Origin of the sequence: Delftia sp. RIT313 (assembly GCF_000632165.1) — a bacterium.
Lineage (GTDB): Bacteria > Pseudomonadota > Gammaproteobacteria > Burkholderiales > Burkholderiaceae_C > Comamonas > Comamonas acidovorans.
This window is the reverse complement of the sequence record NZ_JFYT01000051.1, coordinates 51,776-68,750: the sequence shown is the minus strand read 5'-3', so window position 1 is coordinate 68,750 and position 16,975 is coordinate 51,776. Positions and strand designations below refer to the sequence as shown.

Genomic DNA, 16,975 nt, shown 5'->3' with positions numbered 1-16,975 from the left:
GTTCATGCCTGGGCCCTCCGTGTGGAAAGGGCGGCGCCAAAAGAGGGTGCGCAGGCGAGTGCCAGAGAAACGGCAGTCATGTTTCCGTGCTCCTTACTGAGACTGAAGCCACCGACTCCGCGTTTTGAAGCACGAAACAGGTGGACGGGATGTTCAAAACACACAGCAAGGTGTGCGGACGCCCTTACGGGTAGCCCCATCCCGCCCGAAACCGCAGGGGCGTGGACGAGCGTCCACAGCCCGGAATCCAGACGTGACAAGGCCTCGCTTTCGGGGAGGCAGCACCGCTTGCTAATGGGTGTTTTGAAGCACCGGCCCCGTGACAGGGGGCTGGTGCGGATGATAGCGCGTGCGGCGTGCGCAAAGTCGCTTGGCGGCCCGTTGCACCTTGCGATCGCGCCCTTTCAGGGATGGCCCAGGGACCGCTGAAAGAGCCCGGCATGCATTGCGTTTATTGAGAATGATTCTTCTTTGCGCGGTTATGATCCAGCCCCATGGATTTGTCCGCCTCCTTCACCCGCGCTCTGCTTTCCGGCTTTGACCGGGCCTATGCCGACCTGGTGCGTGCCGCCACGCGCAGCACGGGCAGCCGCGAGGAGGCGGGCGACCTGGTGCACGACACCTGGCTGCGGCTGGCGGAACACGCGCGCAGCGCCCCGGCCGAGGCCGCAGACCTGGCCGGGGCCGCGAATCCGGCCCAGATGCCGCGCGACGCCACGGCCTATCTGGCCGTGATGGCCCAGCACATGGCGCTGGATGCGCACCGCCGCCGCCAGCGCCATGCCCGCTACCTGGGCGAGGCGGCAGTCCATGAACAACTGGCGCCCAGCCATGCGCCCGATGTGGCCGACTCCGTCATGTACCGCCAGGCGCTGGCCGTGCTGGAGTCCGCCCTGCACAGCCTGCCCGAGCGCTGCCGCGCCGCATTCATCGCCCACCGCGTGCAGGGCGAGCGCCAGCCCGAGATCGCCGAGCGCCTGGGCGTCAGCCTCAACACCGTGGAGCGCGACCTGATCCAGGCCAGTGCCTGCATAGAGGATGCGCTGCACCGCTGGCGCGGTACGCGGCCCGGCGGCGCCGTTGCGCGACATGCAGGTCGGCGGCGCAGCCTGGCCGCGCTGCTGGGCGTGGCCGGTTTCGGCCTGGGCGGCAGCGTGGGCTGGCAGCAATGGCGACACTACCGCGACACGCATGTGCAGTGGCAGGCCGGCTGGTCCAGCCTGCGCGGCCAGCAGGTGCGCCATGGCCTGCCCGATGGCTCCAGCCTGCTGCTGGACGCGCTCAGCAGCGCGCAGGTGGAGTATTTCGCCACGCGGCGCGTGGTGCAGCTGACGCAGGGCGCAGCCTTCTTCGAGGTGGAGCGGGATGCGCAGCGGCCCTTCACCGTGCAGGCCGGCGGCGTGCGCGTCACCGTGCTGGGCACGCGCTTCGGCGTGGAACTGGCCACGGGCGCCCAGGGGCAGGAGCGGGTCACGGTGCAGGTGGAGTCGGGGCGTGTGCGCGTGCAATCCGACGCGGATGGCGGGCGCTTCTATGAATTGTCTGCAGGCCAGGGCCTGCGCATGGAAGGCACGGTGGCCACGCAGACCCGGGGCGATGCGGGGCAGGCGGCCTCCTGGCGGCATGGCGAGCTGGTGTTTGCCGACGCCACGCTGGGCGAGGCCCTGGCGCGGCTGTCACGCTATGCGCCGTTCGACCTGCAGGCCACGCCCGAGGCCGCGCGCCTGCCGCTGAGCGGGCGCGTGCGCATCGCCAAGGCCCATGCCTGGGTGCGGGCGCTGCCCCATGCGCTGCCGGTGCAGGTGCGCAGGCAGGCCGATGGCGGCCTGCTGGTGGCCACGGCGGGCTGAGGCGTGACGGTGGCAAGAGCAACTGCATGCGCACGGCACCGGGGCGCACATTGTTTTTCAGGAGTTTTCCTGGCCAGTCGTCATGGCAGTGATCCCTGTGGGTCCCTTCCATCACTGCCAAGGACGATTTCCATGCATCCGCTTTTCCCTTCTTCGGGCGCCTGCCGCGCCGCCCTCCATCCGCTGGCCCATGCCGTGCTCTGCCTGGGCCTGGCCATGCCGCTGCAGGCGGCGCTGGCCCAGCCGGCCGCACAGACGCTGCGCTTCGACATAGCGGCGCAGCCGCTGGCCAGCGCGCTGGATCAGTTCGCGCGGCAGGCCGGGCTGCAGCTGGTGTTCACGCCCTCGCTGGCCGCGCAGCGGCAGGCGCCGGCCGTACGGGGCGAGCTGCCGCTGCGCCAGGCGCTGGATGATTTGCTGGCCGGCAGCGGCCTGCAGGGCCATGTGCAAGAGGGCACGCTGACCGTGCAGCCCGTCGCCGCCATCGAAAAGACGCTGGCCGAAGTGCGGGTGAGCGCGCGCCGGGCCATCGACGGCACGACCGAGGGCACGGGCTCGTACACCAGCCGCGTGACCAGCATCGCCTCCAAGACGGACCAGTCGTTCCGCGAGATCCCGCAATCGGTGTCGGTGATCACGCGCCAGCAGCTCGACGACCGCCGCATGACCGACATCCGCGACGCGCTGGCCGCCACGCCCGGCATCACCACCAGCCAGATCAATTTCGACTCCACCTATTTCTATTCGCGCGGCTTCCAGATCGACAGCATGCAGATCGACGGCGGCGCGCCGCTGAACATCGCCCAGTACACCTACAGCGTCAACCAGAGCATGGACTTCTACGACCGCGTGGAGGTGATGCGCGGCGCCTCGGGCCTGCTGGGCGGCGTGGGCGATCCGGGCGGCATCATCAACATCGTGCGCAAGAAGCCGCTGGCCGAGCCGCGCTTCGTGGTGCAGCAGTCCATCGGCCGCTGGAACAACTACCAGACCATGGTGGATGCCACGGGGCCGCTGGCCCTCGATGGCCGGGTGCGCGGCCGGGCCGTGCTGTCCTACCAGGACACGGACCAGTTCGTGGACATCAAGCACACGCGCGCTCCCCAGTTCTACGGCGTGGTCGAGGCGGACCTGACGCCCGACACCCTGCTGACCGTGGGCATGAGCCGCAGCAAGATCCGCACGCGCGGCGATGGCGGCGGCGACGTGCCGCGCTACAGCGACGGCAGCGATATCGGCCTGCCGCGCCACACCAGCTTCACCCAGCCCTGGGCCACGGGCCGCAAGGACAACAGCGAGCTGTTCGGCGCGCTGGAGCACCGCTTTTCCGCACGCTGGAAGGGCAAGCTCAACCTGACCCGCAGCAAGTCCAGCTATGACGGCTCCACGGCGTTCGGCTACGGCGCGCTGGACCCCGCAACCGGCCTGGGCGTGAACTGGAACGGCGGCGGCCACTACCTGTACGAGAACCGGCAGACCGTGCTGGACGCCAGCCTGGCCGGCAGCTTCGACCTGGGCGGGCGCACGCACGAAATCCTGCTGGGCATGGACCGGCAGAAGGTGGAGAGCTTCTGGAACGTGGGCTATTCCACCGATGCCACGGGCGTGGAGCCCATCGATGTCTACAACCCCGGCGCCTGGCGCCCCGCGCCGGCCGGCGAGATCTCGCGCCGCTACAACCCCTGGGGCCAGGACCAGTCGGGCGGCTATGGCGTGCTGCGCCTGCATCCGACGGACCGCCTGCATGTGATCGTGGGCGCGCGCTATGCCAAGTACCGCTTCAACCAGGTCTATGAGTCGCTGAATGCGGCGGGCCAGTGGGAATTGGCATCGGGCAGCCGCTTTTCCGAGCCGGCCAAGTTCACGCCGTATGGCGGGGTGATCTATGACTTGAACAACCAATGGTCGGCGTATCTGAGCTATTCCTCGATTCTCAAGCCGCAGGCGCTGTCCAAGTCGGGGCCTCCTCCGGGCAATTCGCTGGACCCGGTCAAGGGCAAGAGCTATGAGGCCGGTTTCAAGGGCGAATTGGCCGATGGCCGGCTCAATGCCACATTCAGCCTTTTCAACGTGGTGCGCACGGGCACGGCGGTGACGGATACGCGCTATCCGAGCAATCACGAGGAATGGTCGGGCAATTGCTGCTTTCTGCCGCAGGGCAAGGTGACCAGCCGCGGCTTTGACGCCGAGATCGGCGGCGAGCTGCGCCCCGGCTGGCAGATCGCCGCCGGCTACACCTACACCACCACGCGCGACAAGACCGAGGATGCGCCCTACAGCAGCATCACGCCGCGCCATCTGCTCAAGCTGTCCACGGCCTATGTGCTGCCGGGCGAGCTGTCGCGCTGGAAGATTGGCGGCAGCGCCCATATCCAGAGCAAGCACCATGTGCGCGATACGCTGTATGACGCCGACTGGAATGAAGTCGGCCGCTACAACTTCACCCAGGGCGGCTATTCCGTCATCAATGCGATGGTGCAGTACCGGATCGATCCGCGCTGGACGGTTTCCCTGAATCTCAACAATATCTTTGACAAGACGTACTACCAGACCGTGGGCTATGCGAGCGGCGGCAATTTCTATGGAAAGCCGCGCAATGCGGTGCTGACGCTGCGCGGCACCTTCTGAGGGCCGGGGCGGGGTCCAGGAGGGCCCGCCCCAGTCCGACCCAGGCCACTGGCCGCAATGGCGAAAACCATTGCGGCTGGCCTTTTTTTCGATCTCGTTTGTCATGTATGAGGAGGGCCTTGAAGGCCGCCGCATCACGGCATCCGTTTTGGCCCCTTGTTTGCACGCATTCGTGCGTTCCTGTGCTTATCCGAATACCCATTACATGCCCCAATCCCAACCCGCTGATCGTGCAGATATCACCCAGGCCGACAGGCCCGTCCATCCGGGCCTGCTTGTCCTGTCCCGCCTGCTGGCCGCCGTCTTCGGCGGCTATGCGCTGGCCAGTGCGCTGGCGGCCTTCCTGGCCGCTGCGCTGCCCGGCGCGCGTGTCGATGCCGTGATCGCCGGCATGCAGTGGAGCTTTGCGCTGCACGCGCTGGCGGTGATCTGGGCGTTCTCGCCGGTTTCGGTGGGCCGGGTCTGGCTGGGGTTGCTGGTGCCTGCGGCCCTGATGGGCGGCGCCGCGCTGCTGCTGGCGCGCAATGGCGGGGGCGTTTGAGATGGCCAAGGCGCAGATCAGCAAGGTCCCCGGCAGCGGCGCTGCCACGGGCGGTTTCCGTCAGGCCCAGGCCTGGCTGCATACCTGGTGCGGGCTGTGGTTTTCGTGGCTGCTGTTCGCGGTGTTCCTCACGGGTTCGCTGGCCGTGTTCCAGGAAGCCATCACGCACTGGATGACGCCCGAGCACCATGCCGAGGAGGCTGCCGAGGCGGCAGCGCGCGCCGCCGCGCCGGCCGGGCAGGGTGCGGATCTGGGCCAGCGCCTGGCCTGGGGCGCGGCCTACATGCAAAAGCACCACCAGGGCGCGCAGATGTGGGAGATCTGGCCGTCCGACGACAAGGGCGGCGGCGACCTGCGTGTCTACTGGTTCGACGCCAACCGCCAGTACGCCGATGCCGAGCTGGACACCGCCACGGGCGAGGAAATGGGGGCCGGCCACGGCCACGGTGCCGCGCGCGCCACCATGGGCGGCAACCATTTCGTGGACTTCCACTATGAACTGCATGCAGGGCAGGTGGGGCTGTGGGTGATCGGCATTGCCGCCATGGCCATGCTGGTGGCCCTGGTCAGCGGCGTGATCACGCACAAGCGCATCTTCAAGGACTTCTTCACCTTTCGCGCAAGCAAGGGCCAGCGCAGCTGGCTGGACGCGCACAACGCCGTGGCGGTGCTGACGCTGCCCTTCCAGTTCATGATTGCCTATACCGGCATCGCCATCTCCAGCCTGAGCTTCATGCCCGTTGGCGTCTGGACGGTCTATGGCACGGACCAGACCGCCCGCACGGCCTTCATCGCCGACATGAACGAGGCCGGACCGCCCGCGCTGTCCGGCAAGCCCCTGGCGGTGCCCGATCTGGAGCCCTTTGTGCGGCGCGGCCAGGAGCTGATGGGCCAGGCGGTGCGCGCGGTGGTCGTCAACCATCCCGGCGATGCATCGGCACGCATCGGCGTCTACGGCTGGAACAGCGATGACCGTGCGCATCAGCGCCTGAGCCCCAATTCGGGCATGGCCATGTTCTCGGCCGCCACGGGCGAGGTGCTGCAGGTACGCCTGCCCGGCGGCGCCGACGGCGGCACCCCCTCGCTGGCCCAGGCGGTCATGGGCGGGCTGCACATGGTCAAGTTCGGCGGGCTGGCCATGAAGTGGCTGTACTTTCTGTGCGGCCTGGCGGGCGCGGCCATGATGGCCACGGGCGCCATTCTCTTCATGGTCAAGCGCCGCAGCCGGCACCAGGGCGAGTTCGGCAGCGCCACGGCGCGCGTGTACCGGCTGATCGAGGGCCTGAACGTGGCGGCCATCGCCGGGCTGGGCCTGGGCTGCATCGGCTACCTGTGGGCCAACCGCCTGGTGCCCGTGGGCCTGGCGCACCGCGCTGACTGGGAGCTGGCCGTGTTCTTCGGGCTGTGGGGCCTGGCGCTGGTGCATGCGCTGGCCTGCGCGCCGGCCACGGCCTGGCGCCAGCAGATGGGCCTGCTGGCCATGCTGTGCCTGCTGCTGCCGCTGCTCAACTGGATCACTGTGGGCGAGCCGTTGTCGGCCCACATGCTGGAGGGCGACTGGGAAAGCGCCGGGGTGGAGCTGTTCTGCCTGGCCACGGGGCTGGCGGCCGCCTGGGCCTGGCGCTGGCTGGCGCGGCGCGGCGCGGGTGCCGCCGCCAAGGCAAAGACGGCCAAGGGGCAGGCCGCCGTGGCCGGCCCCTCGGAGGTGCAGGCATGAGCACGTTGCACGCATCCCTGGCCGCACTGGCCCTGGCCTTTGCAGGCATGGCGGCCCTGGCCTTCGCCATGGACCGCCACTACGAACAATTGACCGGCGCGCGCGAGCTGCCGGCCCGCCGTGGCCCGCAGTTGCGCGGCCTGGGCACGGCGCTGCTGGCGCTGGCCCTTGTGCCCGTTTTCTCGGGCTGGGGCGGCACGGTGGGCACGGTGGCCTGGCTGGGCTTTGTGTCCGCCGGCGCGCTGATGGCCGTGGCCCTGATCAGCGCCCATGCGCGCTGGGCGGCGCGGCTGGCCTGGTTGGCTGGCGTGCTTGCCGTGGCGGATTTGGCGTGGATTGTTTTCAGTTTCGGTACTACGGGGTTTTTCAGATGAGTTTCCTGCTTTCGTTCCAGTTCGGGGTGTGTGTGGTCGGGAGGCAAGCATGACGCGCACGCAGCAACGCTGGAAAGCCATCGCCGTGGCGGTGGTCCTGTTGGCGGCGGCCGGGGGCGCGGCCGCCTGGTGGTCCAGCCGGCCTGCCGTGGCCTACCAGACCGAGACCGTGGCGCGCACCGATATCGAGTCCACCGTCACGGCCATCGGCACGCTGCAGCCGCGCCGCTATGTGGACGTGGGCGCCCAGGTGTCGGGCCAGGTCACCCGGCTGCGCGTGGAGCCCGGCGCCCAGGTGGAAAAGGGCGCACTGCTGGTGGAGATCGACCCCAGCGTGCAGCGCGCCACGGTGGATGCGGGGCGTGCCTCGCTGGCGGGCCTGCGCGCCCAGCTGGCCGAGCAGCAGGCGCTGCGCAAGCTGGCCGAGCAGCAGCTCACGCGCCAGCGCCAGCTGGCCCGCGACGGGGCCACGCGCGAGGAAGACCTGCAGACCGCAGAAGCCAACCTGGCCGCTGCCGGTGCCCGCATGGAGCATCTGAAGGCCCAGATCGACCAGACCCAGGCCACGCTCAAGGCCGACGAGGCGCGCCTGGGCTATACGCGCATCTACGCGCCCATGGCGGGCACCGTGGTGTCGGTGGAGGCGCGCGAGGGCCAGACGCTGAACGCCACCTACCAGACGCCCAACATCCTGCGCATTGCCGACCTGTCGGCCATGACGGTGTGGACCGAAGTGTCCGAGGCCGACGTGCGCCGCGTGCGCGACGACATGCCGGTGTACTTCACCACGCTGGGCGGCGCAGACCAGGCCAGGCCCCGGCGCTGGTCCAGCAAGGTGCGCCAGGTGCTGCCTTCGCCCTCTACCAGCCAGGCGCCGGCCGGCGGCAATGCGGGCCAGGCGCCTGCGCCCGCCACCAAGGCCGTGGCCTATACCGTGCTGTTCGATGTGGACAACGAGGACGCCGAGCTGATGCCCCAGATGACGGCCCAGGTGGTCTTCGTCACCGGGCAGGCCGCGCAGGCGCTGACCGTGCCGCTGATGGCCGTGGCCGACAAGGCGGGAGCGACTGACAAGGCGGAAAAGGCAGAGAACGCCGAGAAGGCCGAGAAGGCAGGCAGCACGCAGACCGTGCGCGTGCTGGACGCCAAGGGCCAGCCCGAGCAGCGCACCGTGCGCCTGGGCGTGCGCAGCCGCCACCAGGCCGAGGTGCTGGAGGGCCTGCAGGAAGGCGAGCGCGTCATCGTCGGCGAGACGCCTCTGGACCGTGGCCCGCGGTGGCTGCAATGGTGATGGGGCAGGGCATGCAGGCCGGCGCGCCGCTGACCGCACCGCTGATAGAGCTGCGCGGCATCACCAAGCACTACGGCGGCGGCGACAGCGGCCAGCCCGCCGTCACCGTGCTGCACGGCATCGACCTGGAGATACGCGCGGGCGAGTTCGTCGCGGTGGTGGGCAGCTCGGGCTCGGGCAAGTCCACGCTGATGAACATCCTGGGCTGCCTGGACCGGCCCAGCGAGGGCAGCTACCACTTCCAGGGCCAGGACGTGGCCACGCTGGACTCGGACGCGCTGGCCTGGCTGCGGCGCGAGGCCTTCGGCTTCGTCTTCCAGGGCTACCACCTGATAGCCAGCGAAAGCGCCAGCGAGAACGTGGAAATGCCCGCCATCTACGCGGGCCTGCCCAAGGAAGAGCGCGTGCGGCGCGCCCGTGCGCTGCTGGAGCGCCTGGGCCTGGGCTCGCGCCTGGGCAACCGGCCCAACCAGCTGTCGGGCGGGCAGCAGCAGCGCGTGTCGATTGCGCGCGCGCTGATGAACGGCGGCCAGATCATCCTGGCCGACGAGCCCACGGGCGCGCTGGACTCGCACAGCGGCGCCGAAGTCATGGCCCTGCTGCGCGAACTGGCCGATGCGGGCCACACCATCATCCTCATCACCCACGACCGCACTGTGGCCGCCCAGGCGCGCCGCGTGATCGAGATCAGCGACGGCCGCATCACCAGCGACAGCCAGCGCGACGATGCCGCAAACGGGGTGAATGCGGGCGCCGCTGCCCTGCCGCTCACGCCGCAGCGCGGCAGCGCCGGCGCGCCCTGGCTGGCGGAACTCTTCGAGGCCGCGCGCAGCGCCTGGCGCGGCATGCGCATGAACCGCGTGCGCACCAGCCTGACCTTGCTGGGCATCGTCATCGGCGTGGCCTCGGTGATTGTCATGCTGGCCATTGGCGAGGGCGCGCGGCGCAAGGTGGTCGAGCAGATGGGGACCATGGGCACGGCCATCCTCTACATGGGCAGCAAGCCGCCGGCCACGGGCGGGCCGGCCGGGCAGATGACCGAGGAAGACCTGGCCGCCGTGCGCGAACTTCCCGAGATACGGCGCGTGATGCCCGTCATCGGCGACCCCATCACCGTGCGCTACGGCAAGGCCGACAAGCAGATCTACGTGTTCGCGGCCAGCGAGGAGATGCCCCTGGTGCACCACTGGAAGCTGGCCCAGGGCCGCTACTACACCGAGGCCGAGGACCGCGACCTGGCGCCCCTGGTGGTCCTGGGCCACAAGGCGCACCAGCACTTCTTCCCCGACACGCCCAACCCGCTGGGCCGCCAGCTGATCATCGGTACATCGGCCTTCGAGGTCATCGGCGTGATGAGCGAGCGCGGCGCGGACTCGGGCGCGCAGAACTATGACGACATGGTCTTCATTCCCTACCGCTCGGGCCGGGCGCGCGTCTACCAGTCGCAGACCCAGCCCGACTATGTGGTGATCGAGGCCATGTCCTCCGACGTGGTGCACGAGGCGGAGGAGGCCATGCGCAAGCTGCTGCTGGCCCGCCACGGCGGGCGCGAGGACTTCGGCATCGGCAATGCGGCCGCGCGCATCCAGGCCGAGGCGGCCACGCGCCAGAGCATGGCGGTGATGCTGGGCCTGATTGCCGCCGTCTCCCTGGTGGTGGGCGGCATCGGCGTGATGAACGTGATGCTGATGACGGTGCGCGAGCGCACGCGCGAGATCGGCATCCGCATGGCCACGGGCGCGCGCCAGCGCGACATCCTGCGCCAGTTCCTGACCGAGGCCAGCCTGGTCACCTTTGTGGGTGGCACGGTGGGCCTGCTGGCCGGGCTGGCCGTGGGCGTGGTGCTCATCGTGGCGGGCGTGCCCGTGGTGTTTTCGGTGCGCGCCATGCTGGGCGCCTTTGCCTGCGCCGTGGTGACGGGCCTGGTGTTCGGCTACATGCCTGCCAAGACGGCGGCGCGGCTGGACCCGGTGCGCGCGCTGGCGGGAGAGTGAGATGAAAGACATGAACGACAAGATGCTGGGAAATGCGCGCCTGGGCTGCATCGCCCTGGCCCTGGCTGCGCTGGGCGGTTGCGCCGCGCAGCAGACGATGCCGGACCGGGAGGCGCCTGCGCTGGCCGCTTCGTGGAAGCAGCAGGGCGAAGCCGTCCCTGCCTCTGTTTCACCGCAGTGGTGGCAGGCCTTTGGCAGCGCAGAACTGGGCGGGGTGGTGCAGGCCGCCCAGGACCAGAGCCTGGACATGGCTGCCGCCATGGCCCGCGTGCGCCAGGCCGAGGCGGCCACGCGCCAGGCAGGCGCGGCGCTGCTGCCGTCGCTCAATGGCGAGCTGCGCGCCCAGCGCATGAACCATGCACAGGTGGCGGGCGGGCAGGCCAGCGTCTACGGCGCCGCGCTGACGGCCTCGTATGAGGTGGACTTCTGGGGCCGCAACCGCGCCACGCGCGATGCGGCGGCGGCGGCCTGGCAGGCCAGCCGGTTCGACCAGGACACGGTGCGCCTCACGGTCACCTCCCAGGTGGCCCATGGCTGGCTGCAGGCCGTGGCGCTGCGCGAACGCCAGGCCATTGCGGCGCGCAACGTGGCCAATGCCGAGCGGCTGCTGGGCCTGGTGGAGTCCCGCGCGCGTGCAGGCGCCGCCACCCAGCTGGAGCTGGCCCAGCAGCGCGGCCTGGTGGCCAGCCAGCGCCAGGCCCTGGCCACGCTGCGCCGCCAGGGCGAGGATGCCGATGCCACGCTGGCCGTGCTGCTGGGCCAGGCCCGCCGCCCCGCGCTGGCCACGGACTCGCTGCAGGCCCTGCAGCTGCCCGAGATCGGCCCAGGCCTGCCCACGCAACTGCTGCAGCGCCGGCCCGACATTGCCAATGCGGAAGCGCAGCTGACCGCCGCCAGCGCCAACCTGCAGGCTGCCCGCGCAGCGCTGTGGCCCCGGCTGACCCTCACGGGCAGCGCGGGCACCAGCGCGGGCCGCGCCAGCGACTGGCTGCGCGAGCCCGTGTATTCGCTGCTGGCCGGACTGGCCGGCCCCATCTTCGACGGCGGCCGTCTGGCGGCCGAGCGCGATGGCGCCCAGGCCCGGCGCGAGGAGCTGCTGGCCGGCTATTACAAGTCCATCGTCTCGGCCTATGGCGATGTGGACCTGGCGCTCAACGCCGTGCACGGCCTGAAGGCCCAGGCCGAGGCCCAGGCCGAGGTGCTGGCCCAGGCCCGCCAGGCCGTGTCGCTGGCCGAGCTGCGCTACAAGGCCGGGGCGGAAAGCCTGCTGTCCCTGCTGCAGGCCCAGACCACGCTGTACGCGGCCCAGGACGATGCCGTGCTGCAGCGCCTGCTGCAGCTGCAGGCGCGCGTGGCGCTGTACCGGGCGCTGGGCGGGGGATGGGAGGCGCCTGCCATGGGCACTGAAATGCCGGAAAGGCAGGCGCAAAAAAGCCAGGAGGCATTGCCACCTGGCTGAGAGGGGGGGGGCAGGGCCGCCCCCGATCCTGTCGGGTGTGCGGCCTCAGGCCTCAGGCTTGAAGCCTGCTCAGCTGCCGCGCGTGATGGGCACGCCGGCATCCTTGCCGTAGGCGCCGTACTTGCCCAGCTCCCACTTGGCGATGGCGTTGCGGTGCACTTCGTCCGGGCCGTCGGCAAAGCGCAGCGTGCGCGCGTGGGCGTAGGCGCTGGCCAGCGGGAAGTCGTCGCTCATGCCGCCGCCGCCGTGCACCTGCATGGCCCAGTCGATGACCTGGCAGGCCATGCTGGGGGCCACGACCTTGATCATGGCGATCTCGCTGCGTGCCACCTTGTTGCCGGCAATGTCCATCAGCCAGGCGGCCTTGAGCGTGAGCAGGCGCGCCATGTCGATGCGGCAGCGCGCCTCGGCGATGCGTTCCTGCGTCACGGTCTGCTGCGCCACGCTCTTGCCGAAGGCGATGCGCGAGCTGGCGCGCTTGCACATCAGCTCCAGCGCGCGCTCGGCCAGGCCGATCAGGCGCATGCAGTGGTGGATGCGACCGGGGCCAAGGCGGCCCTGGGCGATCTCGAAGCCACGGCCCTCGCCCAGCAGGATATTGCCCACGGGCACGCGCACGTTCTCGAAGTACATCTCCATGTGGCCGTGCGGCGCATCGTCATAGCCCATGACGTTGAGCGGACGCACGATGCGGATGCCGGGCGCGTCGCCGGGCACGATGATCATGCTTTGCTGCGAGTGCTTGGGCGCATCGGGGTCGGTCTTGCCCATGGTGATGAAGACCTGGCAGCGCGGATCGCCGGCACCCGAGATCCACCACTTGTGGCCGTTGATCACGTACTCGTCGCCCTGGCGCTCGATGCGGGTGCAGATGTTGGTGGCGTCGGAGGAGGCCACTTCGGGCTCGGTCATGGCGAAGGCCGAGCGGATCTTGCCCTCCAGCAGCGGCTTGAGCCAGCGCTCCTTGAGTTCGGTGCTGCCGTAGCGCGCAATGGTCTCCATGTTGCCGGTGTCGGGCGCAGAGCAGTTGAACACCTCGCTGGACCATGGCACGCGGCCCATGATCTCGGCCAGCGGCGCGTATTCCTGGTTGGTCAGGCCGCCGCCCTTGTAGCCAGCGGCCTCGGCGCTGTCCACGGGCAGGAACAGGTTCCACAGGCCTTGCTCCCGGGCCTTGACCTTGAGCTTCTCGATGGTCTGCAGCGGCGTCCAGCGCTTGCCTGCGGCGGTGTTGGCTTCCATCTCGGCGGCATAGTCCTTTTCGCCGGGATAGATGTGCTCGTCCATGAACTTCAGCAGGCGTTCCTGCAGGTCCTTGGTCTTGGGCGAATATTCAAAGTCCATGGATGCGCTCCTTCTCTTGGCTTGTCGCTTGTGGTGGAAACGGGGTGATCGGTGAGTGATGGGGCGGTCTGGATGGCTCAGCTGCGCTGGGCAAAGGACCAGGCCAGCTCGGCCATGGGCCGGGCCGTGTCGCCGGAGGCCTTGGCCTGGGCGCTGGAGGCCGTGCCGGCCTCCACGCGCTTGGCAATGCCTTGCAGGATGGCCGCGATGCGGAACATGTTGTAGGCCATGTAGAAGTTCCAGTCGGCGCGCAGCGTGTCCACGTCCTTGAGGCCCGTGCGCTCGCAGTAGCGGCGGATGTACTCCTCTTCGCCGGGAATGCCCAGGGCAGCCAGGTCCTTGCCTGCGATGCCCCGGCCCAGCGTGGCGGGGATGTGCCAGCTCATGCAGTGGTAGCTGAAGTCGGCCAGCGGGTGGCCCAGGGTGGACAGCTCCCAGTCCAGCACGGCGATGACGCGCGGCTCGGTGGGGTGGAACATCAGGTTGTCCAGGCGGAAGTCGCCGTGCACGATGGACACGCGCGAGGCATCCAGCGCGCTGGCCGGCATGTGGGCGGGCAGCCACTGCATGAGCTGGTCCATCTCGGGGATGGGCTGGGTGACCGAGGCCACGTACTGCTTGCTCCAGCGGCCGATCTGGCGCTCGAAGTAGTTGCCGCTCTTGCCGTAGTCGGCCAGGCCCTGGGCCGCGAAGTCCACGGTGTGCAGGGCCGAGATCACGCGGTTCATCTCGTCGTAGATGGCGGCGCGCTGGGCCGGCTCCATGCCGGGCAGGGACTGGTCCCAGAGCACGCGGCCTTCCATGCACTCCATGATGTAGAAGGCGCGGCCGATGATGGACTCGTCCTCGCACAGCGCATACATGTGGGGCACGGGCACGTCGGTGCCGGCCAGGCCCTTCATCACGCGGAACTCGCGCTCGATGGCATGGGCCGAGGGCAGCAGCTTGGCCACGGGGCCGGGCTTGGAGCGCATCACGTAGCTGCGGCCGGGCGTGATCAGCTTGTAGGTGGGGTTGGACTGGCCGCCCTTGAACATCTCCACCTGCAGCGGGCCGGCAAAGCCCTGCACATGGCCTTGCATCCAGGCGGTGAGCGCGGGCACGTCGAATGCGTGCTGGTCGGAGACGGGGCGCGTGCCTACGAAATGGTCGAAAGTGCTCATGGGGCAGTCAGTCCTGTGATCGGTTCGGAAACCGGTTCTAGAAAGGGGTGCGGCCGCGCGGCACGGGCGCGGCAAGGCACCGGCCGGCGCGAGCGTCCGGTCGGTGAAGGAAAGGGTTGTGTGTACGCGGCGCGGCGCGGGCCGCGCAGGTTCAGGCGTCGGGCGCGGCGATGCGCAGCAGCGTGTCGCGGTCGCAGACCACCAGGCCGCCCGGCTCGATGCGGATGGCGTTCTCGCGCTCCATGGCCTTGAGTTCCTGGTTCACGCGCTGGCGCGAGGCGCCCAGCAACTGGGCCAGTTCCTCCTGCGCCAGGTGCAGGCCGATGCGGATCTCGCTGCCATCCGACAGGCTGGTCACGCCATAGCTGCGCACCAGGTGCAGCAGCTGCTTGGCCAGGCGCGCGCGCAGCGGCAGGGTGTTGAGGTCCTCGACCAGGCCGTAGAGCTGGCGGATGCGCCGTGCATGCAGGCGCAGCATGGCTTCCGAGAACTCCACATGCATGGACAGGATTTTCTTGAAGTCGGTCTTGGACACGCACAGCAGCGTGGTCTCGCCGTGCGCATAGGCATCGTGCGTGCGCTTGTCCCCGTCCAGGATGGCCACGTCGCCGAACCAGATGCCCGGCTCCACGTAGTCCAGCGTGATCTGCTTGCCCGTGATCGAGGTCGAGCTCACGCGCACCGCACCGCGGGCGCAGGCGATCCATTCCTCGGGCGGTTCTCCGCGTGCGCAGATGAGCGTGCCATCTTTGAACCGTTTGACGTAAGCGCATCGAAGAATGTCGTGCCGAAGCGATGGAGAAAGTGATGAAAACCAGCGACCGGAATTGATCGCTTCACGTTCTTCGATGGTAAGAATCGGGTCGTCCATGGCCTGTCTTTTGCGTGACTGATGACGGTCACATTGTCGCGTGTGGGACCGCCGCGGCGCAGCATGCCGCCGGCGGGCCTGTCACTTCGGTGTCTGGGCCTGCCGAAAACGGGGCAGGGCGGCGAAAAAAAGGCGACCCGTCGTGCATCGGGTCGCCGGCTTCGCAGGGCTTATGGCTCCTCGTGCGTGAGGCTCAGCCCCAGCGCGCCACGGCGGCGCAGCCAGGGGCTGGGGCGGTAGCGCGGGTCGCCATACACGGTCTGCAGGTTGAACAGGACCTCCAGCATGTTGGTGGGGCCCCAGCGGTCGCCCATGGCCAGCGGGCCCACGGGATAGCCCAGCCCCAGGGTCACGGCCTTTTCCAGATCGGCCGGGCTGCCGATGCCCTGCTGGCAGATGTCGCTGGCGATGTTGACGATGGAGCCCACCACGCGCTGCGTGACAAAGCCGCCGCTGTCGCGGATCACGCTGACGGCCTTGCCGTCGCTGGCAAAGAGCGCATGGGCCGCATCGCGCATGTCGGTGCGCGTGGCCGGCGTGGTGGCCAGCACGCGGCGGCGCGTGTCGGTGTCGGCGATCAGCATGTCGATGCCCATGGTGCGCGTGCAGTCCAGCCGCTCCACGGCAGCCACCGTGGTCACGTCCAGGCCCAGCGGCGCCACCAGGATCAAGGCCTGCTCGGTCGGTGCCTGCGCGGTTTCAATGCGTGCGCCCAGGCTCTTGAGCAACTGGTAGATCTCGTTGCGCCGGGCCGCGCGTGCGGACACCCAGACCGGTGGCAGCGTCTGCACCTGCGGCACGGCAGGCTCGGCAGGCTGTTCGGCGCGGCCTTCTGCATAGCGGTAAAAGCCCTGGCCGGTCTTGCGGCCCAGCAGGCCGGCCGCCACGCGCTGCGCGGCAATGGGGCTGGGGCGGTAGCGCGGCTCCTGGTAGTACTGGTGGTAGATGTGCTCCATCACGGCATGGGTGACATCCAGGCCGGTGAGATCCATCAGCTCGAACGGGCCGAGCTTGAATCCCACCTGCTCGCGCAGGATGCGGTCGATGGTGGCGAAGTCGGCAATGCCTTCCTGCACGATGCGCAGCGCCTCGGTCACATAGCCTCGGCCCAGGTGGTTGACCAGAAAGCCCGGCGTGTCCTGCGCACGCACGGGCGTGTGGCCGAAGCTGCGCGCGAACTGTGCCAGCGTGGCGCAGGTGGCCTCGTCCGTGGCCAGGCCGCGCACGATCTCCACCACCTTCATCAGCGGCGCCGGGTTGAAGAAGTGAAAGCCGGCAAAGCGCTGCGGGTGCTTGAGCGCCGTGGCCAGCGTGGTGATGGACAGCGCCGAGGTATTGCTGGCGATGAGGGTCCCGGGCGCAACGATGGCCTCCAGCTCGCGCAGCAGCGCCTGCTTGGCATCCATGCGCTCGACGATGGCCTCTATCACCAGATCGCAGTTCCTGAAGGCATCGAGACCGTCCACCACCGTCAGCCGGGCCTTGCAATCTGCGGCCTGCTCACTTGTTATTTTTTGTTTCTTCTGCAGCGTGTCCCACAGCGCAAGCAGCTGTTGTTGCGCTTGTGCGGCAGCACCGGGACGGGCATCCTGCAACAGCACCCTGGCGCCTGCCTGGGCGGCCAACTGGGCAATGCCTTGCCCCATGATGCCTGCGCCTATCAATCCGACGTTTCTGATAGTAGAAATGTTGTTTTGGATCATATACATAGAGGAGGTGTCCTACAGGTGTCTATGCAAAAAT

At 69.0% G+C, this 16,975-nt stretch carries 12 protein-coding genes; 8 read left to right on the top strand and 4 right to left on the bottom strand.

All coding sequences use genetic code 11. The features are described from left to right. Positions 1 to 494: 494 nt before the first annotated feature. The 8 genes from BW39_RS15375 to BW39_RS15340 all read left to right on the top strand — a co-directional run bounded on the left by BW39_RS15375 (position 495) and on the right by BW39_RS15340 (position 11,854). Positions 495 to 1,850, top strand: coding sequence for a sigma-70 family RNA polymerase sigma factor (locus BW39_RS15375; protein ID WP_043822767.1), 1,356 nt, complete (start codon positions 495 to 497; stop codon positions 1,848 to 1,850). A gap of 132 nt (positions 1,851 to 1,982) precedes the next feature. Further along, complete coding sequence (locus BW39_RS15370) at positions 1,983 to 4,478, top strand: TonB-dependent siderophore receptor (protein ID WP_043822765.1); 2,496 nt, start codon at positions 1,983 to 1,985, stop codon at positions 4,476 to 4,478. A 205-nt stretch (positions 4,479 to 4,683) separates the two neighbouring features. Further along, positions 4,684 to 5,019, top strand: coding sequence for a DUF3649 domain-containing protein (locus BW39_RS15365; RefSeq protein ID WP_043822763.1), 336 nt, complete (start codon positions 4,684 to 4,686; stop codon positions 5,017 to 5,019). Between the two features lies 1 nt (position 5,020). Beyond that, complete coding sequence (locus BW39_RS15360) at positions 5,021 to 6,736, top strand: PepSY-associated TM helix domain-containing protein (protein WP_043822761.1); 1,716 nt, start codon at positions 5,021 to 5,023, stop codon at positions 6,734 to 6,736. Beyond that, complete coding sequence (locus tag BW39_RS15355; protein WP_043822759.1) at positions 6,733 to 7,110, top strand: DUF3325 domain-containing protein; 378 nt, start codon at positions 6,733 to 6,735, stop codon at positions 7,108 to 7,110. The genes BW39_RS15360 and BW39_RS15355 overlap by 4 nt, the downstream gene beginning before the upstream one ends. A 49-nt stretch (positions 7,111 to 7,159) precedes the next feature. Further along, complete coding sequence (locus BW39_RS15350) at positions 7,160 to 8,401, top strand: efflux RND transporter periplasmic adaptor subunit (protein ID WP_043822757.1); 1,242 nt, start codon at positions 7,160 to 7,162, stop codon at positions 8,399 to 8,401. Then, a complete protein-coding gene (locus BW39_RS15345; protein ID WP_052155350.1) occupies positions 8,401 to 10,395 on the top strand; it encodes an ABC transporter permease in 1,995 nt (664 codons plus the stop codon). The genes BW39_RS15350 and BW39_RS15345 overlap by 1 nt, the downstream gene beginning before the upstream one ends. A gap of 1 nt (position 10,396) precedes the next feature. Continuing rightward, on the top strand, positions 10,397 to 11,854 hold the full coding sequence (locus BW39_RS15340) for an efflux transporter outer membrane subunit (RefSeq protein WP_043822755.1): 1,458 nt from the start codon (positions 10,397 to 10,399) through the stop codon (positions 11,852 to 11,854). A gap of 69 nt (positions 11,855 to 11,923) precedes the next feature. Here BW39_RS15340 and BW39_RS15335 read toward each other — a convergent pair whose 3' ends face one another. From BW39_RS15335 to BW39_RS15320, 4 genes are all read right to left on the bottom strand, one after another. Further along, the gene (locus BW39_RS15335; RefSeq protein ID WP_012205123.1) at positions 11,924 to 13,198 is read right to left on the bottom strand and encodes an acyl-CoA dehydrogenase family protein; all 1,275 of its coding nucleotides are present in this window, start codon (positions 13,196 to 13,198) and stop codon (positions 11,924 to 11,926) included. 77 nt (positions 13,199 to 13,275) lie between these two features. After that, positions 13,276 to 14,361: a phosphotransferase gene (locus BW39_RS15330; RefSeq protein ID WP_013802790.1), complete on the bottom strand. Its 1,086-nt coding sequence runs from the start codon at positions 14,359 to 14,361 to the stop codon at positions 13,276 to 13,278. Positions 14,362 to 14,512: 151 nt separating this feature from the next. Continuing rightward, complete coding sequence (locus BW39_RS15325) at positions 14,513 to 15,232, bottom strand: Crp/Fnr family transcriptional regulator (protein ID WP_012205125.1); 720 nt, start codon at positions 15,230 to 15,232, stop codon at positions 14,513 to 14,515. Positions 15,233 to 15,402: 170 nt separating this feature from the next. After that, a complete protein-coding gene (locus BW39_RS15320) occupies positions 15,403 to 16,941 on the bottom strand; it encodes a 3-hydroxyacyl-CoA dehydrogenase (protein WP_052155349.1) in 1,539 nt (512 codons plus the stop codon). Positions 16,942 to 16,975 lie beyond the last annotated feature (34 nt).

Excerpts from the sequence above, each read along its gene's own strand:
- BW39_RS15330 (WP_013802790.1), bottom strand. The coding sequence starts at position 14,361 with ATGAGCACTTTCGACCATTTCGTAGGCACGCGCCCCGTCTCCGACCAG.
- BW39_RS15360 (WP_043822761.1), top strand. The coding sequence starts at position 5,021 with ATGGCCAAGGCGCAGATCAGCAAGGTCCCCGGCAGCGGCGCTGCCACG.
- BW39_RS15335 (WP_012205123.1), bottom strand. The coding sequence starts at position 13,198 with ATGGACTTTGAATATTCGCCCAAGACCAAGGACCTGCAGGAACGCCTG.
- BW39_RS15340 (WP_043822755.1), top strand. The coding sequence starts at position 10,397 with ATGAAAGACATGAACGACAAGATGCTGGGAAATGCGCGCCTGGGCTGC.
- BW39_RS15375 (WP_043822767.1), top strand. The coding sequence starts at position 495 with ATGGATTTGTCCGCCTCCTTCACCCGCGCTCTGCTTTCCGGCTTTGAC.
- BW39_RS15325 (WP_012205125.1), bottom strand. The coding sequence starts at position 15,232 with ATGGACGACCCGATTCTTACCATCGAAGAACGTGAAGCGATCAATTCC.
- BW39_RS15365 (WP_043822763.1), top strand. The coding sequence starts at position 4,684 with ATGCCCCAATCCCAACCCGCTGATCGTGCAGATATCACCCAGGCCGAC.
- BW39_RS15350 (WP_043822757.1), top strand. The coding sequence starts at position 7,160 with ATGACGCGCACGCAGCAACGCTGGAAAGCCATCGCCGTGGCGGTGGTC.
- BW39_RS15320 (WP_052155349.1), bottom strand. The coding sequence starts at position 16,941 with ATGTATATGATCCAAAACAACATTTCTACTATCAGAAACGTCGGATTG.
- BW39_RS15370 (WP_043822765.1), top strand. The coding sequence starts at position 1,983 with ATGCATCCGCTTTTCCCTTCTTCGGGCGCCTGCCGCGCCGCCCTCCAT.
- BW39_RS15345 (WP_052155350.1), top strand. The coding sequence starts at position 8,401 with ATGGGGCAGGGCATGCAGGCCGGCGCGCCGCTGACCGCACCGCTGATA.
- BW39_RS15355 (WP_043822759.1), top strand. The coding sequence starts at position 6,733 with ATGAGCACGTTGCACGCATCCCTGGCCGCACTGGCCCTGGCCTTTGCA.